The sequence below is a fragment of the Pedococcus ginsenosidimutans genome (assembly GCF_039544395.1).
GTDB classification, from domain to species: Bacteria; Actinomycetota; Actinomycetes; order Actinomycetales; family Dermatophilaceae; genus Pedococcus; species Pedococcus ginsenosidimutans.
On the sequence record NZ_BAABLO010000011.1, the window covers coordinates 570,919 to 594,495 of the forward strand.

Sequence of the window (23,577 nt, forward strand, 5' to 3'; positions counted from 1 at the left end):
TGCTCCCCGAGTGCTGCGTGAGTCCCCCTCCGGTTCGGCTGGCGTTCACCTTCCGGATGACTGAGATGCTTTCAGCGCAGGCACTGCAGCAGGTACAGGATGGGAGGGAGGACGGGACGGGACAGGCGGACTACGTACCGCGTCGTAGGCCACTCGTGTGTTCGGCCTAGACACGCGGGGCTCCGCGTCCAGAGCCTCAGACGGGGCTGTGGAAGCGCTGCTGCGCAGCGAGCAGGCCGTGCGTCACGACCATCTCCGCGGCGTCCGCGGCGTCACCGAGCAGGAACGGCAGCTCCTTGCGCTCGGTCGGGGAGAAGTCGCGCAGCACGAAGTCGGCCGCGTCCATGCGGCCCGGCGGACGGCCGATGCCGACCCGCACCCGGATGTAGTCCTTAGTCCCCAGTGAGGAGCTGATCGAGCGCAGCCCGTTGTGGCCGCCCTCGCCGCCGCCCTGCTTGAGGCGCACGTCCCCGGACGGGATGTCGAGCTCGTCGTGGACCACCACGAGGTGGTCGGGCTCGACCGAGAAGAACGTCATCAGCGCCTTGACCGGGCCACCGGACTCGTTCATGTAGGACAGCGGGACGCCGAGCACGGCCCGCGGGCCGGGGGCGCCGCCGGGCAGCGTGCCAATGCGCAGCGTGGCGGCCCGCGCTCGCGCCTTGTGCGTGGTCAGCGTCGTGGAGCCGCGGGAGGCGAGCTCCTCGACCACCATCGCGCCGACGTTGTGGCGGTTCCCGGCGTACTTCGGGCCGGGGTTCCCCAGCCCGACCACCAGCCAGGTCCCGTCGTTGCCCACGGGTGGCAAGTATGCCGGAAGGCCGGGTCCGTCGTGGACCCGGCCTTCCGGTGTGGTGCGGTGTGCGGTGGCTCAGGCCTCCGCGGACTCGGCCTTCTCGCCCTCGGCAGCGGCCTCGCCGGACTCGGCGTTCTCGCCCTCGGCGGCCTCGTCGGACTCCTCGCGCTCGATACCGGCCTCTTCCTCGGCCTCGGCGAGCTCGGCGTCCAGCTCGTCCTGCGAGATCTGCTGGGTGATGTTGACGACGAGGGTCTCCTCGTCGACGACCAGGGCGGCGCCGCGCGGCAGCTCGACCTCGGAGGCCTTGATCTGAGTGCCGGCCTCGAGGCCCTCGACGGAGACGACGAGGTTCTCGGGGATGTGGGTGGCCTCGACCTCGAGCTGCAGGGTCTGGGCGTCGAGGGTGACGACCGTCTCGGGGGCGGCCTCGCCCTCGAGGTGCACGGGCACGTCCACGGTGACCTTCTCGCCCTTGCGGACGATGACGAGGTCGACGTGCTCGATGACCGGCTTGATCGGGTCGCGCTGGACGTCCTTGGCCAGGGCCATCTGCTCGTCGCCGTCGATGACGATGGTGAGCAGGGCGTTGGCCGTCTTCAGCGCCATCATGGTGTCGTGGCCGGGCAGCGTGATGTGCACCGGCTCGGCGCCGTGGCCGTACATGACGGCGGGGATCTTGTGGTCGCGGCGGATCTTGCGCGCCGCTCCCTTGCCGAACTGCGTGCGCTTCTCGGCAACGAGCTTGAGGTCGGTGTCAGACACGGGGACTCCTGTGGGGGACTCGAGGATGCGGTGGGCCTCGACGCGGGGCGCAGCACGGAGACCACACCGCGTCGAATCACGGACTCGCCGGCTTGCGCCGTGCGGTGTCCCTCGCCGAGGCAACCCCGAGAGTCTAGGCGACGCCCGAGGGCAGAGGGAAATCCGCCTCGTCGGCAGCCACCGTCGCGCGGTCGAAGCGTTCGCGCCGGAGCTCCCCCACACGGACGGCAACGACCCCTGCCACGATGCCGACACCGCCGAGCAGCTGGACGAGACCGGGGAGCTCGCCGAGCAGGAGCCAGGCGAAGAGCACCGCGAACAGCACCTCCGTGAGGCCCACGAACGAGGCGACCGTGGAGCCGAGGATGCGCGCGGCGGTCACACCCAGCAGGTATGCCGCGGCCGCGGCCACGAGCGCGAGCTCACCGACCGCCGCCCACCACGGGGCCCGGCCGCCCAGCAGGGTCACGTCCGTGGCGACGAACCGCATCGGCAGCACGCCGACGAGCCCGAGCACGGCGAGGACCAGCGCACCGGCGCCCATCCCGAGCCCGGCGAGGGCGACCGGCGGCAGGTGGCTGTCCTCGGCCGCGAGGACGAAGAAGGTGGCCAGCCCCGCGGCAGCCACCAGGCCCCAGCCGACGCCCACGAGGTCCGGACGCACGGCACCGCCGAGGTCGAGCACCAGCACGAGCCCCGCGAGCGCGAGCACGATGCCGAGTCCGGTCAGCGCGCTCGGCGCCCGGCGGGTGCGGACCCACACGACGAGGACCACGAGGACGACTCCGAGGTACTCGAGCAGCAGCGCCACCCCGACGTCGAGCCGTTGCACCGCGTAGAAGTAGGCGACCTGGCACCCGGCGACGGCCACCGCTCCGTACGCGAGGACGGTCCGCAGGTGCTCGCGGACCAGCGACCACCTGCCCCTCAGCGCGAGCACCGTCGGCACGGCCAGCACGAGGCTGGCGCCCGTCACACGGAGCAGGACGATGGCACCGGAGCTCCAGCCCTCGACGAGCAGCGACTTGGCGAACGGGCCACTGCTGCCGAACGTGGCTGCGGAGGCCAGGGCCAGCCAGAGGCCGACGCCCTTGGACCGTGTCACCATGGCGTCCTCGTTCTCCCGGTGTCATGAGCAAAGCGACTTATACTCGTGACGCTAGCGACCCGGCGCGTCAGGAGTCAAGATGTTGTTCGCCCATGACACCGAGGTGGCGCTGCGCGGCATGGTGGCCCTGGTCAACACCGCCGCCACGCTGCCGACCGACACCGACGACCTCGTCACGACCGCCGACCTCGACGGCTTCGTCCGGGAGTGGCGCTGGACCGGGTCGCGGACGCACGACGAGGCCGAGCTCGACGCCGTACGGGCCCTGAGGCCGCGCCTGCGCGAGCTGTGGACCACTGACACCGACGGGGCGGTGCAGGTCGTCAACACCCTGCTGGCCGAGGCCCACGCCCTGCCCCAGCTCGTGCGGCACGACGAGTGGTCGTGGCACCTGCACGCCACGCCGCCGGAGGCCCCCCTGGCGACCCGCATGGCGGTGGAGGCTGCCATGGCCATGGTGGACGTCATCCGGGCCGACGAGCTCGGCCGGCTCGGGGTGTGCGCCGCCGACGACTGCGAGGACGTCGTGGTGGACCTGTCCAAGAACCGGTCGAAGCGCTACTGCGACTCCGGCTGCGGCAACCGCACCAACGTTGCCGCCTACCGCGCCCGCAAGGCGTCGACCGCCTGACGAGCCACCAGCCGTCACCCCGGGGTGCGGCGGCCCGGCTCAGGCGTGGCCGTCGAAGAGGCTCGTCACCGAGCCGTCCTCGAAGACCTCCTGGATCGCGCGGCTGATGAGCGGGGCGATCGACAGCGTCGTCAGCTTGTCGAAGTCGTGCGCCTCGTCGATCGGCAGGGTGTTGGTGACGATGACCTCGCGGGCCGTGCACTCCTTGAGGCGCTGGATCGCCGGGCCGGACAGGATCGCGTGGGTCGCGGCGATGACGACCCCGGCGGCACCGTCGGCCATCAGGGCGTCGGCCGCCTTGGTGATGGTGCCCGCGGTGTCGATCATGTCGTCGACCAGCACGCAGATGCGGCCCTCGACCTCGCCGACCACGCGGTTGGCGACGGTCTCGTTGGGCCGGTTGATGTCGCGGGTCTTGTGGATGAACGCCAGTGGTGCGCCGCCGAGGCGCTCCGACCACTGCTCGGCGACCTTGATCCGGCCGGCGTCGGGCGAGACGACCGCGAGCTGCTCGTGGCCGTACTTCTCGCGCACGTACTCGGACAGGATCGGCAGCGCCATGAGGTGGTCGACGGGGCCGTCGAAGAAGCCCTGGATCTGCGCGGTGTGCAGGTCGACGGCCATGAGCCGGTTGGCCCCGGCGGTCTTGAACAGGTCGGCCATGAGTCGGGCCGAGATCGGCTCGCGGCCGCGGTGCTTCTTGTCCTGGCGGGCGTAGCCGTAGAACGGCAGGACCACGGTGATGCGCTTGGCCGAGGCACGCTTGAGCGCGTCGACCATGATCAGCTGCTCCATGATCGCCTCGTTGAGCGGCGCGGTGTGGCTCTGGATGACGAACGCGTCCGAGCCGCGCACCGACTCCTCGTAGCGCACGTAGATCTCGCCGTTGGCGAAGTCGTAGGCGCTGGTCGGGACGAGCCCCGTGCCGAGCAGGTCGGCGACCTCCTCCGCCAGCCCGGGGTGGGCGCGGCCGGTGAAGACCATGAGGTTCTTCTCGGTGGTCTTGAGGATGCCGGTCACGCGTGGCCCTGCCCTTCGGTCGAGTGCTCGGTATGGCGGGCAGCCGCGCCGGCGTCCTCCGCCGGACGGCCTGCCGCCGCGGCCTGAGCGGCCTCGGCGGACTTCGTGCCGGCGCGGGCCCTGGTGACCCAGCCGTCGATGTTGTGCTGGCGTCCCCGCGCCACGGCGATCTGGCCCGGCTCCACGTCCTCGGTCACGGCCGAGCCGGCGCCGACGTAGGCGCCGTCGGCGACGGTGACCGGTGCGACGAGCACCGAGTTGGAGCCGACGAAGCTGTGCCTGCCGATCGTGGTGTGGTGCTTGGAGACGCCGTCGTAGTTGGCGAAGATCGTGCCGGCGCCGATGTTGGCGCCCTCGCCGATGGTGACGTTGCCCGCGTACGTGAGGTGCGGGACCTTCGCGCCGTCGGCGATCTTCGCGTTCTTGGTCTCGACGAAGCCGCCGATCTTGCCCTTGGCGCCGAGCTCGGTGCCGGGGCGCAGGTAGCTGAAGGGACCGACGGTCGCGCCGGCCCCGATCACCGCGAGCAGGGCCTCGGTGCGCTTGACCTCGGCCCCGTCGCCCACCTCGGTGTCGGTGAGCGTCGAGTCGGGGCCGATGACGGCGTCGGCACCGATGGTCGTGGCGCCGAGCAGCTGGGTGCCGGGCAGGACGGTGGTGTCGCGGCCGATGGTGACGTCGGTGTCGATCCACGTGGTGTCGGGGTCGACGATCGTCACGCCCTCGCGCATCCAGCGCTCCGTGGTGCGGCGGTTGAGCTCCTTGCCGAGGCGGGCCAGCTGGACCCGGTCGTTGACGCCCTCCGTCTGCCAGAGGTCGTCGATGACGTGGGCGCTGACGCGACCACCCGCCGAGCGGGCGATGGCCAGGACGTCGGTGAGGTACTTCTCGCCCTGCGCGTTGTCGGTGCCCACCTGCGCGAGCGCGGTGCGCAGGACCGCCGCGTCGAAGGCGTAGATGCCGGAGTTGATCTCGGTGATGGCGCGCTGCTCGTCGCTGGCGTCCTTCTGCTCCACGATGCCGGCCACGGTGCCGTCCTCGTCGCGCAGGATGCGGCCGTACCCGGTGGGGTCCGCCAGGTGGGCGGTGATGACGGTGACGGCGCTGTCGCTGCGTGCGTGCTCGTCGAGGAGGGCCAGCAGGGTCTCGCCGGCGAGCAGGGGCACGTCGCCGTACGTCACGAGCACGGTGCCCTCGAGCTCGGGCAGGACCGCGAGCGCGCACTCGGTGGCGCGACCGGTGCCCTTGACGTCGTCCTGGTCGGCGATCACGACGGAGGAGTCGACCTCGGCCACGTGCGCGGCGACGAGGTCGCGCTCGTGGCGGACGACCACCGCGAGGTGCTCGGGCCCGGCTGCGCGCGCCGCGGCGATGGCGTGGCCCACGAGGGTCCGTCCGCCGATCCGGTGCAGGACCTTGGGGGTCGAGGACTTCATGCGGGTGCCCTCACCAGCGGCGAGGACGATGACGGCGGCCAGGCGGGGGGCGTTCACGCGCGAGGGCTCCAGAGATCTGGTCGGGTGCGACGGTCGGCTCATGCTACCCGCCGGTCGCCCCTCCCCCGACGGCGTGCCGTCGGCCCCCGTCAGGGCGCGGTCAACGTCACCTTCGCGGACAGCGGGCCGCTGGCGACAGCGTTGACCGCCTTGACCTGGTAGACGCCGGTGGTCCCGGGCGCGAGCGTGCTGTCGGTGTAGCTCGTCGGGCCGGTGGGCGTGGCGGACAGGGTGACGAGCCGGACGGAGTCGCGCAGGACGACGTACTTGGTGATGGGTGAACCGCCGTCCGACGGGACGGTCCACGTCAGGACCGCCGCGCCCGAGCCGTCGACGACCCCCGTCAGCCCGGGGGTGCCCGGCGCCCCGGCCTGCGACACCGCACTCGCCTCGTTCGAGGCCGTCCCCTCGCCCACCGCGTTGACCGCGGTCACGACGTAGGCGTAGGTCTGCCCCGAGGTGCTGGTCAGGTCGTCGACGGACGTGCCCGTGGTCGTGGCGACAGGGGTGGTGAGGTCCTCGCCGCCGGAGGACGGCCCGCGGTAGACGCGGTACTGCGTGATGGCGCTGCCACCGGTGGACGCCGGCGGCGACCACGACAGGTGGACCAGCCCCGGTGCGGCGGTCGCGGACAGGCCGGCCGGCGCCCCGGGCACCGTGAGGACGACCGCGGGCTGCGGTGTCACGGCGGCCTCCGCCGACGGAGCGCTCGCGCCCAGGGCGTTGGTCGCCACCACCACGTAGTAGTAGGTCGTGCCGTTGGCGACCGCGAGGTCGTCGTAGGTGAGGGTGGTCTTGGCCAGCGTGGCCAGCGGGGTCTTCGTGAGGTTCTCGCCGCCGGGCGTGGTGGCCCGGTACACCCGGTACTTGGTCACGGCCGACCCCTCGTCGCTCGGCGGCGGCGACCACGACAGGTGCACGACCGCGTCGCCGCCCTGCGCCGCCACCTCCGCGGGCGGCTGGGGCACGGTCTGGGAGGCGCTGTCGATGAACATGGCGAAGTGGGGCTGGGTGGTCCCCGAGATGGCGCTGAAGTCGCCGCCGACGTACACCCGGGTCGCGTCCGAGGCCATGGCCCACACGCCCTGGCTGCTGTTGATGTTGGGGGCGAAGGCCGTCAGGGCCCCGGTGGTAGGGACGACCGCAGCGAGCTTCTGCCGGGACTGCCCGGCGAAGGAGCCGGTGCCGCTGAAGTGCCCACCGCAGTACAGCAGGCCGCCCGAGAGCCGCACGGACTGCAGGTTGCCGTTGCTGCGGTCGCTCCAGGCCAGCGCCCCGGTGGTCGCGTTGAACGCCGTGCACGCACCGCCGCTGCCGCCCACGGCGGAGTACAGGCGGGTCCCGTCGGAGACGAGGTCGTAGACCGGCGCGAAGTTGTTCTTGTTGTTGGCGACCGAGCGGAAGCCCGGGTCGAGCGTGCCGGTCCCGGCCTGCGACACGGCCGCGACCTTGTTGGTCGAGGTGCGCCCGGACACGGAGGTGAAGTCGCCCCCGACGAAGAGGCGACCGGTGCCGTCCACCGCCGGTGAGACGGTGCGGACGCGGTCGTTGGGCGCCGGGACCCAGGAGCCCGCCACCGCCCCGCTGGCTCCGTCGACCTTCGCGAGGAACGGTCGCGAGGTGGCGGCCACGCCCCCCACGGTGCTCGTGATGCCGGCGAAGTTGCCCCCTGCGAACACGGCGCCACCGGCCCAGGTGAGCGAGTCGACCTGTCCGGGGGCCACGACCGAGGGGGCCCAGCCCAACAGCTGTCCGTGCGCGTCGAGGTCGAGCGCGGCCAGGCCCTTGCGGACCTCGCCGTCGACGGTGCCGAACGTGCCGCCGAGGTAGACGGTGCCTGCCCCGTCGGTGGCCAGGCTCGTCACCGAGTTGTTCGCCGACCCGGTGAAGGTGAGGTCGGCGGCGCCGGTGGTGGCGGAGAAGACGGCGATGTTCCTGGCGGGGTACTGCTTGCCTGCCGGGTCGATCACGCTGTCGAAGGTGCCTGCCACCACGATCCGGTCCCCCACCGGCAGGATGGCGAGCACCCGCGGCGTCTCGACCGTCGCCGAGGTCGGGTCGGCTGGCCCCACGCCCCACGTGCGCGCAGGGGTGTCCAGCAGGGCCGCGTCCGCGCTGGTGGGCGACACGACGCCCTGTCCAACCGCGACCAGGCCCAGCGCGGCCGCAGCCAGCAGGTACCGCAGCCTCGGCGACGTCGTCGACCCCATGTTCCGACACCTCTCGAGAGCCCTGCGCGTGCAGACATTCGACTCCTGCACGCGGGCTCCCGCGCCAGACCGGGGGTGGAGCGCGAGCTACAACACATGGAGGAGTCCCGTCACCACGGGACCACCGGCCGCGCCCGTGCCCCCTTCGCGAGGGCCACGCCATCGCCACCCACCGGGGCGCGGACCTGCCTGCAGCTCGCCCTGTCGCTGGCCACCGACCGGGGCGGGTGCCCCGCGTGCGCCTGCTTGCTCGGCTCCCCGGGTAGGAATCGAACCTACGTCGCTTGTCCTGATTCAAAGTCAGGCGGGCCCTGCCAGCAGACCAACCGGGGAACGCCCCTCAGGGGGACCAGCACAGGGTAGCCAATGGGCCGACCGGCACCGGCAGCCGAGACCACCGGGCATGATGGGCCGCGTGACCGACGCCCACGACAAGCAGAAGAGCACGAGCTCCCGCTCCCGCATGACGGGCAAGCAGCGACGCGAGCAGCTCATCGACGTGGGTCGGAAGCTGTTCGCCGACAAGGGATTCGAGGCGACCACGGTCGAGGAGATCTCGTCCAAGGCCGGCGTCTCCAAGCCGGTCGTCTACGAGCACTTCGGGGGCAAGGAAGGGCTGTACGCCGTCGTCGTCGACCGGGAGATCGCCGCCCTCCTGGACGGCATCACCGGTGCGCTGAGCGCCGACCTCAGCAGCCGCCAGACGCTGGAGCGAGCGGCCAGCGCGCTCCTGGACTACATCGAGAGCTCCACCGACGGCTTCCGGATCCTCGTGCGCGACAGCCCGACCGGACAGTCGACCGGGTCGTTCGCCAGCCTCATCTCCGACGTCGCCAGCCAGGTCGAGCACATCCTCGCGGCGGAGTTCAAGCGCCGGAAGCTCGACCCGAAGACGGCCCCGCTCTACGCCCAGATGCTCGTCGGGATGGTGGCGCTCACCGGCCAGTGGTGGCTCGACTCCCCCAAGATGAAGAAGGCCGACGTCGCCGCGCACCTCGTCAACCTGGCGTGGAACGGCCTGGCCAACCTCGAGAACAAGCCGCGCCTCACCGCCGGCTAGTCCACGGGGCGGTGGGCGACGCAGAAGATCCGCCGGAAGGGAAAGACGACCCCCACCCGCGTGCGGGGGTACGCGGCGCGCAGCCTCGCGTCGTAGTCGGCGAGGAACGAGTCGCGCTCGGCTTCGTCGGTGAGCACCTCCAGCACGGGCCGCAGCCCGGTGCCGCGGACCCATTCCAGGGCCGGGTTGTCCTGCTGCGCAAGGGGATCGAGCACGTGCAGGTAGGTGGTCTCCCACCCGTCGACCTCCAGGCCCAGCTCCCCCAGCGCCTCGACGTACACCGCCGGGTCGTGGACCGCGAGCCGCTCCAGCGCGGGGGCCAGGCGGTCCGCGGCGGGGTGGTCGGCTGCGGCGGCCCGCATGAGGGCGTGGGACGGTGCGTCGTGGTTGCCGGGGACCTGCATGGCGAACCACCCGCCCGGGGCGAGCGCTGCCACCCAGGCCCGCACGAGGTCGAGGTGGCCGGGGACCCACTGCAGGGTGGCGTTGGTGACGATGACGTCGGGCGCCTGCCCGAGCGTGCCCGGGTCCCAGTCCGCGACGTCGGACTCGACCCACTCCACGTGGCCTGCGGTGTCGAGCTCCCTTGCAGCAGTGAGCATCTGGGGTGAGTGGTCCACCCCCACGACCCGCGCACCCGGCCAGCGGTCCGCCAGCCCCAGAGTCAGCGGGCCGTTGCCACAGCCCAGGTCGACCACCGCCTTCGGCTCACGCGCGGCCACGCGGGAGAGCAGGTCGGCGAACGGCCGCCCTCGGTGGTCGGCGAACTTGGCGTACTGCGTCGGGTCCCATGTCGTGCTCACCCCGCCATGCTCCCACCCATTTATCTCGATATCAAGATACTTGACGGCGGCTACAGTTGGGCCATGACCCCCCGAGGCGCCGGCGCCGCACCCCCGCCGGACGACGTCGACCGCATCGTCGACGCCTGGCGCCGGGAGCGGCCCGACCTCGACGTGGCGCCGCTGCAGGTGCTCTCGCGCGTCTCCCGGCTCGCGCGCCGCCTCGACCTCGACCGGGCGCAGGCGTTCGCGCAGCACCACCTCGAGGGCTGGGAGTTCGACGTGCTGTCGGCGCTGCGCCGCGCGGGCGACCCCTACGAGCTCTCCCCCGGGCAGCTGATCCGCCAGACGCTGGTGACCAGCGGCACCATGACCAACCGGGTCGACCGCCTCGAGCGCCGCGGTCTCGTCGGGCGCAGCCCCGACCCCCACGACCGGCGTGGCGTCATCGTGCGCCTCACGCCCGAGGGGCAGGAGGCCGTCGACGCGGCGATGGCCGACCTGCTCGACCGCGAGCGCACTCTGCTCGCCGAGCTCTCGGCCCCCGACCGCGAGCAGCTCGCCGCCATGCTGCGGCGCCTGCTGTCCCCGTTCGAGGCCTAGCGCCGGCAACGGGGCCCGGCACCGGTCGTCTAGCCGACGACCTCTGCTGCCGCGAGCCACTCCAGCTCCAGGGCCTCGCGCTCGTCGACGATCTCGCGCAGCTGGCCGTTGAGCTCGAGCACCTTCGCGTGGTCGGTGGCCGCGGCGGCCATCGCGGCGTGCAGCTTCTCCTCGCGCTGCCCGAGGCGGGTGAGCTGCTTCTCGATGCGCGCCATGTCCTTGCGGGCCTCGCGGAGCTCGGCGGGGCTGGCACTCGTGGCGCCGCCCGCGGCCACGGCTGGGCGCGCGGTGTCAGCACTCGCGGAGTCCGACGCCGCCTTGCGGGCACCGGCCTCCACGGCCTCGTGGCGGAGCTCGAGGTACTGCTCGACGCCGCCGGGGAGCTCGCGGACCCGGCCGTCGCCGAGGAGCGCCACCTGCCGGTCGCACACGCGCTCGAGCAGGTAGCGGTCGTGGGAGACCACGAGCAGGGTCCCGGCCCAGCCGTCGAGGACGTCCTCGAGCGAGGTGAGCGTCTCGATGTCGAGGTCGTTGGTGGGCTCGTCGAGCAGCAGGACGTTGGGCTCGTCCATGAGCAGCCGGGTCAGCTGCAGCCGACGCCGCTCTCCGCCTGACAGCGAGGAGACGCGGGTCTGCTGGCGGCCGCCGGTGAAGCCGAGCCGCTGCGCCAGCTGGGACGCGGAGATCTCCTTCGGGCCGAGCCGCACGTACTTGCGCACGTCCTCGATGGCCTCGATGACCCGCCAGTCGGCATACCGCTCCAGCTCGCGCACCTCCTGGGTGAGGTAGGCCAGCCGGACCGTCACGCCCTGCTTGCGCTTGCCGGAGGCGAGCGGGAGCTGCCCCGCGACGGCACGCAGGAGTGTGGACTTGCCCGCGCCGTTGACGCCGACGATGCCCACCCGCTCCCCCGGGGCGAGGTGCCACGTGATCCGGTCGAGCAGGACGCGGTCGCCGAGGGTCACGGTGGCGTCGAGCAGGTCGACGACGTCCTTGCCCAGCCGCGTCGTGGCGAACCGCAGCAGCTCCACGTCGTCGCGCGGGGGCGGCTCGTCGGCGATGAGGGTGTTGGCGGCCTCGATGCGGAACTTCGGCTTCGAGGTCCGGGCCGGGGCGCCGCGCCGGAGCCAGGCGAGCTCCTTGCGGAGCAGGTTGTCGCGGCGCTCGGCGGTCACCTGCGCCATCCGCTCGCGCTCGGCCTTGGCGAGCACGTATGCCGCGTAGCCGCCCTCGAACGCGTTGACCTTCCCGTCGACGACCTCCCACGTGTTCGTGGCGATGGCGTCGAGGAACCAGCGGTCGTGGGTGATGGCGACGACGGCGTTGTCGGGGCGGCCGCGGTGGCGCACGAGGTGCTCGGCCAGCCAGGCCACGCCCTCGACGTCGAGGTGGTTGGTGGGCTCGTCGAGGAAGAGGACGGTCGGGTCCTGCACGAGCAGCCGCGCGAGCGCGAGGCGCCGCCGTTCGCCGCCGGACATCGGCCCGATGGTGGCGTCGAGCCCTCCGACCGCCTGCGCCTCGGTGCCGCCGAGCAGCCCGGTGAGGACGTCGCGGATCCGCGGGTCGCCGGCCCACACGTGCTCGGGCAGGTCGCCGAGGACCGCTTCGCGCACGGTGTGCCCCGGGTCGAGGACGTCGTCCTGGGCGAGGACCCCGACGCTGGAGACGCCGGCGCGGGTGACCCGGCCCGAGTCGACCTCGCGGTGCCCAGCGAGGACGCGCAGCAACGTGGTCTTGCCGCCACCGTTGCGGCCGACGACGCCGATCCGGTCGCCGCCGAGCACGCCGAGGGAGACCTCGTCGAGGACCTGGGCGGTGCCGAGGGCGAGCGAGGCGCGCTCGACGCTGATGAGGTTGGCCATCAGGGCACCGTCACCCGGGCCTGGGGGCGCTGATCTCGTGGGCGCCGTGCGCCGGTCCCGTCGCCCGGCGGACGTCCTGGACGGCACCGGAGGCCGTCAGCGACACCGCGAGGTCGATGGCGGCCTCGTTGTCCTCCGCGAGGAACGCGACCGTCGGTCCCGAGCCGGACACGACCCCACCGAGGGCGCCGAACTCCAGTCCCGCGTCGAGGACCTCCCCGAGCGCGGGCATGAGGGAGATCGCGGCAGCCTGCAGGTCGTTGCTCAACGCCTCGCCCAGCGCCCGGGCGTCGCCGGAGCGCAGGGCGGTCATCATCTCTGGGCTCGGCGAGGGGGGCGGCACGGGCCGGTCGCCCCGGAGCCGGTCGCACTCGGCGTACACGGCAGGCGTGGACAGGCCGCCCTCGCTCAGTGCGAACACCCAGTGGTAGCTGCCCCGCGCGAGGACCGGCGCGAGCACCTCCCCACGCCCCGACCCCATCGCGGTGCCCCCGGACAGCAGGAAGGGCACGTCACTGCCGAGCTCCGCGGCGAGGTGCTCGAGCTCGGTGCGCGGCAGGCCCAGGCTCCACAGCCGGTCGCAGGCGACGAGCGCGGCAGCGGCGTCGGCCGAGCCGCCGGCCATGCCGCCGGCGACGGGGATGTCCTTGCGGATGCTCACGTGGACCGGTTCGGCGACGTGGCCCACCTCGGCGAGCAGCCGCGCCGCGCGCAGGGCCAGGTTGCTCTCGTCGACAGGCACGCCGAGCGACTGTGGGCCGCTGACGCCGACCCCCCACTCGTCGGCGGTCGCCACCGTCACCTCGTCGAAGAGGCTCACGGCGTGGAAGATCGTGGAGAGCGGGTGGTAGCCGTCCTCACGCGGCGGCCCCACCATGAGCTCGAGGTTGACCTTGCCGGGTACGCGCACCGTCACCTGGGGCGGCACGAGGTCGGCAGAGGTCATGGCGGCAACCCTAACGGGGACGGGCAGGCGGCGCGGATCCGCGGATCTCCACAGAACCTCCACACGTTCTCCGCCGGGCCCGCGCACGGCCCTTCTAGTCTCGACGACGTGAGCCAGCCGCCCCGTGTCCTCGTCGTCGAGGACGAGCCGACCATCGCCGACGCCGTCGCCGCGCGCCTCGCCGCCGAGGGCTTCGAGCCGCGGAAGGTCCACGACGGGCTGACCGCCCTCGAGGTCGCCGCCGCCTGGGAGCCGCACGTCGTGGTCCTCGACATCATGCTGCCCGGCCTCGACGGCCTGGAGGTGTGCCGGCGGCTGCAGTCCGAGCGACCCGTGCCCGTCCTGATGCTCACCGCCCGTGACGACGAGACCGACCTGCTCGTCGGGCTCGGCATCGGCGCCGACGACTACATGACCAAGCCGTTCTCGATGCGCGAGCTCGTGGCACGCCTGCGGGTGCTGCTGCGCCGGGTCGAGCGCGCCGCGGAGACCCGGTCCGCCACGCCGACCACCGTGGGCGGCCTGCGCATCGACGGCGCCCAGCGCCGGGTGTGGGCCAGCGACGAGGAGGTGCACCTCACCCCGACCGAGTTCGACCTGCTCGCCTGCCTCGCCACGCGACCCGGCACCGTACTGAGCCGCGAGGCGCTGCTCGCGGAGGTGTGGGGCTGGGCCGACGCGTCCGGCACCCGCACGGTGGACAGCCACGTGAAGTCGTTGCGCCGCAAGCTCGGAGCCGAGCGGCTGCGTACCGTGCACGGCGTCGGCTACGCGCTGGAGCCGGGCACGTGAGGTACGACCTGCGGCCCCTGGACCCGGCGCGCTCCATCAAGACCAAGCTCGGGCTGCTCGTCGCCGTGACCATCACCGTCGCCTCGGTGCTGGCCGTCGTCGGCACCCGGCTGGGCGTCTCGCCGTGGGCGACCGTGCCGCTGGCCGTCGGCGTCGCGCTCGTGCTGACCCAGCTGCTGGCGCGCGGCATGACGTCGCCGCTGCGGGAGATGACCGTGGCGGCGCAGCGGATGGCGCAGGGCGACTACTCGCACCGGGTACGGGCCACCTCGGGTGACGAGGTGGGTGAGCTGGCGCGGGCGTTCAACCGGATGTCGGCCACGCTGGAGCTCGTCGACCGGCACCGTCGTGACCTGGTCGCGAACGTCTCGCACGAGCTCCGCACCCCCATCTCCGCCCTGCAGGCCGTGCTGGAGAACCTCGCCGACGGCGTGAGCCAGCCGACGCCCGAGGAGCTGCGCTCGGCTCTCGCGCAGACCGAACGCCTCGGGCGTCTGATCGGCGACCTGCTCGACCTGTCCCGGGTCGAGGAGGGCGTGATGCCGTTGCGGCTCGCCCGGGTCGAGGTCACCGAGCTGCTCGACGACGCCGTCGCCCAGGCCCGCGTCGACTCGCTGCGCTACACCGTCGTCGTCGACCCTCCCGACCTGGAGGTGCCGGCCGACCCCGACCGCCTCCACCAGCTGCTCGCCAACCTGCTCGACAACGCGGCCAGGCACAGCCCCGCGGGCGGTGAGGTGCGGGTGCTGGCCGCCGCCGTCGGCGACCGGGTGAGCCTCGACGTCATCGACGAGGGACCCGGAATCGCCCCCGCCGAGCGCGGCCTGGTGTTCGAGCGGTTCACGACCAGCGCGGCCCACGCCAGCGGCACCGGCCTGGGCCTGGCCATCTCCCGCTGGGTCGTCCAGCTGCACGGCGGCACCATCGCGGTCGGGGACTCCGACCACGGCTGCCGCATCCAGGTGCTGCTGCCCTCCGACCCCGACCGACCCGTCACCACGAAGGAGCCCGTCATGAGCACGCTCACCCCGCCGGCCCCGTCCCAGCCGCCACCGGCGGCCCCGGCCCGCGACGCCGTCTCCACCGTGTGGCCCGACGCGGGCGACCGCCGCCCCGGCCTGGTGGCCGCCGCTGCGGCAGCCGGGGTCCTGGCCGCGGTCGTCCTGCCCAACCGGACGACGGGCATCGGCACCACCCTCGTCTTCGCCGCCGTGGTCGCCACCGTCTTCGCGGCGCGGGCCGTGCGCCGTCCGGCTCGCTGGACGCGGCTCGACACCCTCGACGCGGTGGTCGCCGGCCTTCTCCTCGCCACCCTGTCGGTGCGCAGCGCCGCGTGGATCACGGTCCTGTGCCTGCTCGCGGCCCTGGCCCTCGTGGCCGTCGGCTCGACCCGCGCCCGGTCGGTGGTGGGCCTGTTCGCCACCGCGGTCGCGGTGCCGCTCGCGGCGATCCGGGGCCTGCCCTGGCTGGGGCGCACGCTTCGCCCGCGCAGCAGCATCCAGGCGTGGGTCCCCGCGGTCCGCACCGCACTCGTCTCGCTCGTCCTGCTCCTGGTGTTCGGCGCGCTGTTCGCCTCCGCCGACGCCCTGTTCGCGTCCTGGGTCGACGCACTGACCCCCAACATCACGTGGAACGACCTGCCGGCCCGCGCCGTACTGGCCCTCTTCGTGGCAGCAGGCACCCTGGCCGCGGCCTTCGTCGCCCTGGCACCGCCCGCCGTCGACCGGCTCCAGCTGCCGCTGCGCCAGAGCCGGCGCGACTTCGAGTGGCTCGCGCCGGTGAGCGCCGTCAATGCCGTCTTCGCGCTCTTCCTCGTCGCCCAGGCGACCGCCCTGTTCGGCGGCCACGACTACCTGCAGCGGACCACCGGCCTCACCTACGCCGACTACGTGCACCAGGGGTTCGGGCAGCTCACCGCGGCGACCATCCTCACCCTCACCGTGGTGGCCTGGGCGGTGCGCAAGGCCGCGCCCGGCGGGCGCCGCGACCTGGCCCTCGGTGCGCTGTGCGTCATGACCCTCGTCGTCGTCGCCTCCGCCCTGCACCGGATGGGCCTCTACGAGGAGGCGTACGGGTTCAGCCGGCTCCGCCTGCTGGTGTCGGTCTTCGAGGGCTGGCTCGGGGTCGTGGTGCTGCTCGTCCTCGCCACCCGGGTCGTCCGGGCTCGTCAGTGGCTCGTGCCGACGGCGGTGCGGTTCGGCGCGGTGGGGCTCCTCGGGCTCGCGGCCCTCAACCCCGACCTCTGGATCGCCGAGCACAACCTGTCGCGCACCCAGGCCACCACCCCGGTCGACTACCAGTACCTCACCGAGCTCTCCCCCGACGCGGCCCCGGCACTGGTCGACGTGGTCGCCACCGGCGTCAACTGTTCGGGAAGCCGGGCCAGCACCGACTGGCTCGAGTGGAACGTGGGCCGGGCGCAGGCGAGGGCGCTGGTCGACCAGCGGACGAACGCCGGCATCGCCACCTGCCTCCTGCGCTGAGGCCGTCGACGCGGCGCCCACCTCAGAAGTGCGACCTCAGGGTGCGCAGCACCCACCCGAGGTGCTCGTCGGCCCACCCGAGCGTCTGCAAGGTCGAGTCGACGATCTGGGGCGGGAAGCGCACCAGGGTGTCGCGCAGGATGAGGCGCCCGAAGTCCACCTGCACGGGTCCGGTCCGAGGCTCTCCGTTGGGGTGCCGGAAGGCGACGCCGGCGCCCTCCATGATCCGGATCATCTCCTGGGCGATGACGCCATACGCGACGGTGGTCGGGTGCACGCCGTCCATGGAGAAGAGCCCGCCCTGGCCGCGGCCCCCGTGCCCGTCACCGGTGAGGAACCGTGAGTCGACCGGGGGTCGCAGGGCCTGCAGCGCAGCCGGCAGCGGGTACGGCGTCCACCACGGCGGGCGCGCGTTGACGTCGTTGATGTAGCGGCGGGCGGCCAGGCGGTCGAGCATCCCGGCGATGTCGAGCAGGTACCAGTCGCGGGCCGTCCCGTCGGGGGCGCCCCCACTGCGTTCGGTGCGGACGACGTCGGTGATGTCCTCGTTGAAGACGTCGATCGCGTAGTCGACCGCGCGCGCCTCCTCACCGGTGATGTGCAGGTCGCGGCTGGCGTTGAAGGCTGCGTCGGTCACCCACGGCCGCGCGTAGTACGGGTAGTAGCGCGAGCCCGGCGCGATCTTTCCTCCGACACCCCGGGCGATGGGGGCGATGGTGACGTGCGGGACCGTGCAGAAGATGACGTGGCGCGCCCTGATCCTGCGCACCTCCTCGACGACGTGACCGAGCTCGGCGCGGAAGTGCTCGGGGCGCCAGATCGTGTACTGCCCCTTCTGGGACAGCGAGTCGTACCCCGGCCCGCTCCAGTGCACCGTGAGGTCGGTGACGGTCCGCAGGGCGTTGTTGGCGCCGAGGAACACCACGAGCGTCTCGATGCCGTCGTCGGTGCCGTCGTCGCGGTCCTCCCCCAGCCGCGCGGCCGCCTGGAAGAGCGTCAGCGTGCGCTGGTCCGGCCCGCGCGGGTAGACGCGCAGCGCGGCCCGTTCGCTGTTGTTCTCCACGAGCTGCTGGACCAGGTCGTCCTTCGGCGTGACGATCCGCGCCTCGAGCTGTTCGGCCGTCCAGTCCAGGGTGTCACGCAGGTCCCAGCCGTAGACCGCCAGCGCGTGGTTGATCGCGGCGACCGTCGGGAAGACGCTCCCCGGACCCCGTTCCCAGTAGTCCTCGAGGTCGTCCATGAACTGCCGGGCGCGGAACAGGGCCAGCGGCAGCTCCCAGAGGCTGATGTCCGCGCCCACCCGTGACTCCAGGTCACGCATCAGCAGCTCGAGGTTGATCGGCAGGCCACCAAGCCCCGGGTAGCGCGGGTAGCGGAACGCGTCGAGCCACCCGAGCTCGTAGGCGATGATCGCGCCGTACGACAGGTCGGTGTTGAAGACCGCCCCGCTCTGGAAGCCGTGGGTGAGGGAGTCGCCGATGACGACCAGGCGGTTGCGGGGTTCGCCCCGCCAGGTGGGCGAGGGCAGCGCGACGCCCACCGTGGGGTCGAAGCACGGCTCCCGTGGACCGGCGGCCCTCGCCGCCTTGCCCTTGACCTCGTCGGGTGCGTCCGCCGGGACCGTCTCCCGGGTCGTCGGTACTGCGCCTGTGCTCATCGAACCCTCCTGCGTGCCACCGTGAGCTTGCCTGCGGTCTTGGGGCCGTACTCGCCGTCGGGCTCGAGGCCGCCGGCGCGCAGCTGGAAGGTCTTCACGGCCGCGGTGGTCATCGGCCCGAAGTCACCGTCGACGGCCAACCGGGCCCGTTGCACCTTGTTGAGGCAGCGCTGCAGCTGCCTGACCAGCACCCCGGCCGCACCGCGCCTGAGCACCGGCAGGCCCGGTGGCGCCGCGTCGCTGCCCGTCGCCGCCCCGGGCGTCGACGGGCCCGCGGGAGCCGACAGCCGGCCCGGCGCCGGGTAGTCCGGTCGTCCGTAGCCGGCGATGGTCGAGGCGTAGCGGGCGCGGCGCCGACACGCGTCGGAGGTGTTGCCCTCGATCGTGTAGACGACGCCGTCCCGGACGCCCGTCACGAGGCCGATGTGGTCGATCGCCCCGATGCGGTTCGTCTCGTCCCAGTCGAAGAACACGATGTCCCCGCGCCGGATACCGGCGACGTCGACGTGCCACTGCCCCTCGGTGCGGAAGCGCTCCGCGTGCCAGACCGTGAACGCGTAGTCGCGCCCGAAGCACACCGCGACGTCGTTGCCCGAGCTCCTCGCCCAGTACGTGATGCTCTGGTTGCACCACGGCGCCGTCGCGAAGACCGGGCCGTTGCGCTCGGCGTACCAGCGCGTGATCGCGTTGGGCCGACCCTGCAGGCCGAGCGACCGCTCCGCCGCGCGGACCATCTCCTCCACTCCCGCCATCACGTCCCCCCGCCGTCGGTCGGGGGCGCGCCTGCAGCGGGGACCGGCGCGCCGTAGATCCCACGAGCGTCCGGCGGCCCGAACTCCTTCTCCAGGAGCTCGGCCTCCTCGGCCTCGCTCTGGTCCTTGCGGGAGTTGTCCGTCTCGCGCAGCTGGTCGTACTGGTCCTGCTGCGTCGCGTCGTCGGGCTCGGCGAGCGGACGGTCCTTCTCGGTCGCCCCCGCGCCCGTCACCCCGGGCGTCCCGGTCCCCCCACCGGCCACGACGCCTCCCGCGGCAACTCCACCGGTCACCTCACCGTTCCCCTGCTGCCCGGTGTCCGGTGGACCCTCGCCCGGAGGCGGCCCGGCCGGCGCGACCCCCTTGGCGCCGGGCAGCGGGGTGACCGCCTCGCCGCCGGGCAGGCCCTCCAACAGGTCCGAGGCCCGCTTGTCCAGCAGCCGCGACAACGCCTGCTGGGAGAACCCGAACAGCAGGGCGTAGGCCAACACCTGCCCCTGGTTGTCCAGGTTGGACAGTCCCGGCGCGAACCCGCCCTTGATGGCGACCAGCCCGAGGATCGCGGTGAGCGCGCCCATGGGGACCTTGAGGACCGCCAGCGCGACCGGCACGTCGTACGGGGTGGAGGTCCCCTTGAGGTTGCGGATCGACAAGGTGGCGGCGAACGCGCCCCCGAGGCCACCCATCCCCGTGACGACCAGCACGTCGGGCCACGAGGGGGTTGCGCCTGCGGTCATGCGCGACGGACAGCTCACCAGGTCGGCGGTGCTGTCGAAGCACAGGGGGATCCAGCTCGGGTGGGCACAGATGAAGCCGATCGTGACGGCGACGCAGCAGAGCAGGAACGCCGCCGCCATGAGGACGATGTTGCGGAAGCTGCGCAGCTGCCCGTGCTCGAGGTCCAGACGCTCGTAGCTGTCGCCCACCAGCCGGCGCATCCGCGGCCGCAACCTCGAGGGTGGCAGCGCCGACAGCTCGGCGACCGTGGCCAGGCGCGGGTCGTCGCGGTGCAGGGTCGAGTTGGCGCGGGCGACGACCATCGGGATCTCCGCGCGCAGCTCAGCCTCCGTGTAGAGGTCGAACAGGGCGCTGCGCGCCGAGTGCATGTTGCGGTACGCCGCCTCGACCAGGGTGCCCCTCCACCAGTTGGCGAGGCGGCCGGGGATGGGGTCGTCGCGGAAGGCGGCCGCACGCGCCCTCTCGATGAAGCCGTCGACTCCGAGGGCGACGGTCTCCTGCGGCTCGGTCAGGTCACCCCGCGCCCGGGCCGCGTCGACCCGCATCTTGAGCCGGTTCGTCTCCACCGCCACCTGCTGCACCCAGATGCGCCGGCGCGGGGCCGTGGACTCCCGACCGTGAGCTCCGGCCACCGGCACCACCATCCCCAGCACTCATCGAGGGACGTCGCACCCCCGTGCCGCCCAGCGTGGCGCTGCCGCGTCACCCGGTCGTCACACCGCAGTCACGGCGGTCCCTGCGGGCCTCGCCGCGGCCGTCCGGAAGCGGCGCAGCTGGGCCGTCATGAGGTCCGAGGGCCGCACCCGCAGCTCACGCTCGAGGAGGTGGGCGTACCGCTCGTACTGGCGGACCGCCTCGGCGACGTTGCCCTCCTGGAGGTGCACGTCCAGGAGCAGCCGGTGCCCGCTCTCCCGGAGCGGATCCGTCTCCACCAGGACGAGCGCCAGCTGCAGGGCCTCACCGGTGCGGTGCTGCTCGAGCAGCGCGTGGCCGATGACGTCGAGGGAGTAGAGGCGCAGCTGCCGGAAGCGCTGGCGCTCGTCGACGACCCAGTCGTCGTACCAGCCGGTCAACAGGTCGTGCCCCAGGAGGCGCAGGGCCGCGGCCGAGCCCAGCAGCCGGGCCGGTGGGGTACGCGTCGCCAGGATCGCCTGGGTGTCGCGCAGCAGCTCGTGGAGGTCCACCACGACGTGCTCCCCCAGGCCCAGGCCACAGCCCCGCGTCCCCACGAGCGGTGGTCCAGGCACCACCGGGATGCGCCACAGCGCGCTGCGGAGGCTCGCCGCCGCATGACGTTCGTCGGCCTCCGGCCACAAGGTGGCGCCCACGAGCGCCCGTGGCACCGGCGCCCCCGAGAGGGCCAGCAGGCCGAGCAGGCGCCTGGAGGTGACCGGCACGGCGACGGGCACGTCGTCGTACCTGAGCTCGAAGTCGGGCACCAGCGCCAGGGTGACCACGGGCTCCGGGCGTGCGCCGGCGGTGACGTCCATGGACGGTCCTCACCCCTTCTCCGACGAAGAAGACGCGCGTGAACCGGGGCTCCGGGAGGGAGCCGGGTGCAGCCGAGGCGCACCTACGCACGGGGCCCTGACCACCCGAAACGCACCGGTCCCACGTCCGAACCATCGTAAACTCACGCTGCCCGGCCGAAATACAGCAGATGACGGAGACACCCCGCGGGCCATACGCGGCGCGGCCCGGACGCAACGAGACCGTACGCAGCGCGGCCCGGCGCCGGCCCGTCAGTCGGGCAGTGCCGCGCGGGCCGAGGCGATCGCGGCGAACTGCTCGATGCCGAGCTGCTCACCACGCGTCCGCGGGTCCACCCCAGCGACCCGCAGGCACTCCTCGGCCCGGGCGGCCGAGCCCGCCCAGCCCGCCAGGGCGGCGCGCAGGGTCTTGCGGCGCTGGGCGAAGGCCGCGTCGATGCAGGTGAAGGTGTCGCGGCGGGTGGCGTCGGTGCGCGGCGGGTCGCGGCGCTCCAGCGCCACGAGCCCCGAGTCGACGTTGGGCACGGGCCAGAACACGCTGCGGGGCACCGTCCCCGCGAGCCGCACCGCGGCATACCAGGCAGCCTTCACGCTCGGCACGCCGTAGGCCTTGGAGCCGGGGGTGGCTGCGAGCCGCTCGGCGACCTCGAGCTGCACCATCACGAGCACCCGCTCCAGCGTGGGGAACGACTCGAGGAAGGTGAGGACGACGGGCACCGAGACGTTGTAGGGCAGGTTGGCGACCAGGGCCGTCGGCTGGGGGTCGGGCAGCTCGTGGACCTGCATCGCGTCGGCGTGGACGAGCGTGAGCCGGTCGGCGTAGTCCGGTGCGAGCCGCTGCACGGTGCCGGGCAGTGCCTGCGCGAGGGTCGGGTCGACCTCAACGGCCGTGACGTGGCCGACCTCGGGCAGCAGCGCCAGGGTCAGGGAGCCCAGGCCGGGCCCCACCTCGACGACGCTGTCGCCGGGTCCAACGCCCGCGATCCGCACGATGCGCTTGACCGTGTTGGCGTCGACGACGAAGTTCTGGCCCCAGTGCTTGGTCGGCCGCATGCCCAGCCCCGCGGCGATCTCGCGGATCTGCGCGGCGCCGAGGTAGCCGCTGGTCTGCTCCGCCATGGCGAGAACTCTAGGGGAGGCCGACGTCTCGTCCGGACGCGACTGCGCCCCCGACCGGCTGGTCGGGGGCGCTGTCGTGAGCTGGAGCGTCAGGCTGCGCCGGCGCAGCCCCAGGGCGAGAGCCCGCGGTCGGCGTACACGCGGTTCGCCACGGTGATCTGCTCCTCGCGCGAGGCGAGGTCGGGGCGCGAGGCGAAGTCGCCGCCGCCGGCACCGAGCCAGGTCCGCAGGTCGAACTGCAGGCCGCCGTAGTAGCCGTTGCCCGTGTTGATGGACCAGTTGCCGCTGGACTCGCACTGGGCGATGCGGTCCCACATGGCGGCGTTGGAGAGGTTGATCCCGGCACCGGAGGTGTTGCCCGCGGACGGCGGCGGGGGCGTGGCCACGGGACGCGCCTTGGTGCCCACCGCGATGACGCGGGCGACGGGACGCTGGGTCACGACGGAGGTGAGCCACTTCTTGCTCTTGACCTTGCCGTCGACCTTGGTGACGCGCCAGGTGGCGACCTTGGCGCCGTCCGCGCCGTTCTGGACGACCTTGCTCTGGCCCTTGTAGAGGCTGGAGTCGGACTTCCTGGAGACCGGGGCGGCGATCGGCACGGTCGTCTTGACGGTCGCGGTGGAGACACGGGCGACGGCGATCTTGAGGCCCTTGGTCACCGGACGCGACAGGGCGGGGTACACCCGGTCGTTGGAGTCGAAGGTGACGCCGAGCTCCTTGAGGGCCGCACCGACGGTGGTGCCGGTCGTGGTCTCGGTGAGGTTCTTGCCGTCCACGCGGACGACGACGTCCTTGGGCGTGGTCACGGAGAGCGCCAGGCCGCTGCGACCCAGGGTCATGGAGCGCGAGGTGGAGAGCTTGGCGGAGTCGGCACGGATGCCCAGCTCCTGCAGCGCCGCCTCGACGGAGGTGGCGGTGGTCCAGTACTCGCGGGTCGCGCCGTCGACCGTCACGGTCAGCTTGCGCCCGTAGCGCACGACGATCTTCTGGCCGTCGGACACCTTCGCGGTGGGGGCGGGCACGACCACGTCGTGCGAGTTGAGCTTGATGTCCTGCTTCGCGAGGACGTCACCGACCGTGCTGCCGAAGGCGTGGACGGTGGAGGTCTTGCCGTCGACCGACAGGGTGACGGACTTGTCGAAGTGAGAGACGCCAACGGCTCCGGCGACGAGGGTCGTCACCACCGCTGCTTGGGCGATACGCCGAACGGGACGGGTGATCACAATGCTCCAGAGGTCGATCTCCCCGGGCATCGGTGGTGGCGGCG

The 23,577-nt window shown here is 72.8% G+C and carries 20 protein-coding genes and 1 tRNA gene; 5 read left to right on the forward strand and 16 right to left on the reverse strand.

Annotation, left to right across the window (positions count from 1 at the left end; translation table 11 throughout):
- Positions 1-196 precede the first annotated feature (196 nt).
- From pth to ABEA42_RS13605, 3 genes are all read right to left on the reverse strand, one after another.
- A complete protein-coding gene (gene pth, locus ABEA42_RS13595; RefSeq protein ID WP_345504083.1) occupies positions 197-799 on the reverse strand; it encodes an aminoacyl-tRNA hydrolase in 603 nt (200 codons plus the stop codon).
- 72 nt (positions 800-871) lie between these two features.
- A complete protein-coding gene (locus tag ABEA42_RS13600; protein ID WP_345504085.1) occupies positions 872-1,561 on the reverse strand; it encodes a 50S ribosomal protein L25/general stress protein Ctc in 690 nt (229 codons plus the stop codon).
- Between the two features lie 133 nt (positions 1,562-1,694).
- Positions 1,695-2,669 carry a DMT family transporter gene (locus tag ABEA42_RS13605; RefSeq protein WP_345504087.1) on the reverse strand — a complete coding sequence of 325 codons (975 nt, stop codon included), beginning with the start codon at positions 2,667-2,669 and terminating at the stop codon, positions 1,695-1,697.
- Positions 2,670-2,748: 79 nt separating this feature from the next.
- On the opposite strand from ABEA42_RS13605, the gene ABEA42_RS13610 reads away from it, so the two are divergent.
- Positions 2,749-3,300, forward strand: a complete 552-nt coding sequence (locus tag ABEA42_RS13610) for a CGNR zinc finger domain-containing protein (protein WP_345504089.1) — start codon at positions 2,749-2,751, stop codon at positions 3,298-3,300.
- A 39-nt stretch (positions 3,301-3,339) separates the two neighbouring features.
- On the opposite strand, the gene ABEA42_RS13615 is transcribed toward ABEA42_RS13610, so the two are convergent.
- The 4 genes from ABEA42_RS13615 to ABEA42_RS13630 all read right to left on the reverse strand — a co-directional run bounded on the left by ABEA42_RS13615 (position 3,340) and on the right by ABEA42_RS13630 (position 8,359).
- A complete protein-coding gene (locus ABEA42_RS13615) occupies positions 3,340-4,320 on the reverse strand; it encodes a ribose-phosphate diphosphokinase (RefSeq protein WP_345504091.1) in 981 nt (326 codons plus the stop codon).
- Positions 4,317-5,858, reverse strand: a complete 1,542-nt coding sequence (gene glmU / locus ABEA42_RS13620) for a bifunctional UDP-N-acetylglucosamine diphosphorylase/glucosamine-1-phosphate N-acetyltransferase GlmU (protein ID WP_425572073.1) — start codon at positions 5,856-5,858, stop codon at positions 4,317-4,319. The genes ABEA42_RS13615 and glmU overlap by 4 nt, the downstream gene beginning before the upstream one ends.
- A gap of 47 nt (positions 5,859-5,905) precedes the next feature.
- Entirely contained in the window at positions 5,906-8,026 is a 2,121-nt protein-coding gene (locus ABEA42_RS13625) for a fibronectin type III domain-containing protein (RefSeq protein WP_345504095.1), read from the reverse strand.
- 254 nt (positions 8,027-8,280) lie between these two features.
- A tRNA-Gln gene (locus ABEA42_RS13630) sits at positions 8,281-8,359 on the reverse strand.
- Positions 8,360-8,489: 130 nt separating this feature from the next.
- Here ABEA42_RS13630 and ABEA42_RS13635 point away from each other — a divergent pair.
- Positions 8,490-9,086 carry a TetR/AcrR family transcriptional regulator gene (locus tag ABEA42_RS13635; protein ID WP_345504472.1) on the forward strand — a complete coding sequence of 199 codons (597 nt, stop codon included), beginning with the start codon at positions 8,490-8,492 and terminating at the stop codon, positions 9,084-9,086.
- On the opposite strand, the gene ABEA42_RS13640 is transcribed toward ABEA42_RS13635, so the two are convergent.
- Positions 9,083-9,889: a methyltransferase domain-containing protein gene (locus tag ABEA42_RS13640; RefSeq protein WP_345504097.1), complete on the reverse strand. Its 807-nt coding sequence runs from the start codon at positions 9,887-9,889 to the stop codon at positions 9,083-9,085. The two genes, ABEA42_RS13635 and ABEA42_RS13640, sit on opposite strands and share 4 nt — an antisense overlap.
- A 63-nt stretch (positions 9,890-9,952) precedes the next feature.
- Here ABEA42_RS13640 and ABEA42_RS13645 point away from each other — a divergent pair, with 63 nt between their 5' ends.
- On the forward strand, positions 9,953-10,471 hold the full coding sequence (locus tag ABEA42_RS13645; RefSeq protein ID WP_345504099.1) for a MarR family winged helix-turn-helix transcriptional regulator: 519 nt from the start codon (positions 9,953-9,955) through the stop codon (positions 10,469-10,471).
- A 29-nt stretch (positions 10,472-10,500) separates the two neighbouring features.
- Here ABEA42_RS13645 and ABEA42_RS13650 read toward each other — a convergent pair whose 3' ends face one another.
- Together ABEA42_RS13650 and ABEA42_RS13655 are read right to left on the reverse strand one after the other, a co-directional pair.
- Complete coding sequence (locus ABEA42_RS13650) at positions 10,501-12,333, reverse strand: ABC-F family ATP-binding cassette domain-containing protein (protein WP_345504101.1); 1,833 nt, start codon at positions 12,331-12,333, stop codon at positions 10,501-10,503.
- A 10-nt stretch (positions 12,334-12,343) separates the two neighbouring features.
- Positions 12,344-13,279, reverse strand: a complete 936-nt coding sequence (locus ABEA42_RS13655; RefSeq protein ID WP_345504103.1) for a 4-(cytidine 5'-diphospho)-2-C-methyl-D-erythritol kinase — start codon at positions 13,277-13,279, stop codon at positions 12,344-12,346.
- Positions 13,280-13,387: 108 nt separating this feature from the next.
- Here ABEA42_RS13655 and ABEA42_RS13660 point away from each other — a divergent pair, with 108 nt between their 5' ends.
- Together ABEA42_RS13660 and ABEA42_RS13665 are read left to right on the forward strand one after the other, a co-directional pair.
- Positions 13,388-14,071, forward strand: a complete 684-nt coding sequence (locus ABEA42_RS13660) for a response regulator transcription factor (RefSeq protein WP_345504105.1) — start codon at positions 13,388-13,390, stop codon at positions 14,069-14,071.
- A complete protein-coding gene (locus tag ABEA42_RS13665; protein ID WP_345504107.1) occupies positions 14,068-16,554 on the forward strand; it encodes a DUF4153 domain-containing protein in 2,487 nt (828 codons plus the stop codon). Before ABEA42_RS13660 ends, ABEA42_RS13665 begins: the two co-directional genes overlap by 4 nt.
- 22 nt (positions 16,555-16,576) lie before the next feature.
- Here ABEA42_RS13665 and ABEA42_RS13670 read toward each other — a convergent pair whose 3' ends face one another.
- The 6 genes from ABEA42_RS13670 to ABEA42_RS13695 all read right to left on the reverse strand — a co-directional run bounded on the left by ABEA42_RS13670 (position 16,577) and on the right by ABEA42_RS13695 (position 23,491).
- Entirely contained in the window at positions 16,577-18,211 is a 1,635-nt protein-coding gene (locus ABEA42_RS13670) for a hypothetical protein (protein WP_345504109.1), read from the reverse strand.
- Entirely contained in the window at positions 18,208-18,963 is a 756-nt protein-coding gene (locus ABEA42_RS13675; RefSeq protein WP_345504111.1) for a peptidoglycan-binding protein, read from the reverse strand. Before ABEA42_RS13675 ends, ABEA42_RS13670 begins: the two co-directional genes overlap by 4 nt.
- Positions 18,963-20,333: a hypothetical protein gene (locus tag ABEA42_RS13680; protein ID WP_345504112.1), complete on the reverse strand. Its 1,371-nt coding sequence runs from the start codon at positions 20,331-20,333 to the stop codon at positions 18,963-18,965. Before ABEA42_RS13680 ends, ABEA42_RS13675 begins: the two co-directional genes overlap by 1 nt.
- Before the next feature lie 81 nt (positions 20,334-20,414).
- On the reverse strand, positions 20,415-21,191 hold the full coding sequence (locus ABEA42_RS13685) for an AfsR/SARP family transcriptional regulator (protein WP_345504114.1): 777 nt from the start codon (positions 21,189-21,191) through the stop codon (positions 20,415-20,417).
- A 252-nt stretch (positions 21,192-21,443) separates the two neighbouring features.
- Positions 21,444-22,310 (reverse strand): 16S rRNA (adenine(1518)-N(6)/adenine(1519)-N(6))-dimethyltransferase RsmA, encoded by an 867-nt coding sequence (rsmA, locus tag ABEA42_RS13690; RefSeq protein WP_345504116.1) that lies wholly within the window; start codon positions 22,308-22,310, stop codon positions 21,444-21,446.
- Between the two features lie 89 nt (positions 22,311-22,399).
- Positions 22,400-23,491 (reverse strand): ubiquitin-like domain-containing protein, encoded by a 1,092-nt coding sequence (locus ABEA42_RS13695; RefSeq protein ID WP_345504119.1) that lies wholly within the window; start codon positions 23,489-23,491, stop codon positions 22,400-22,402.
- Positions 23,492-23,577 lie beyond the last annotated feature (86 nt).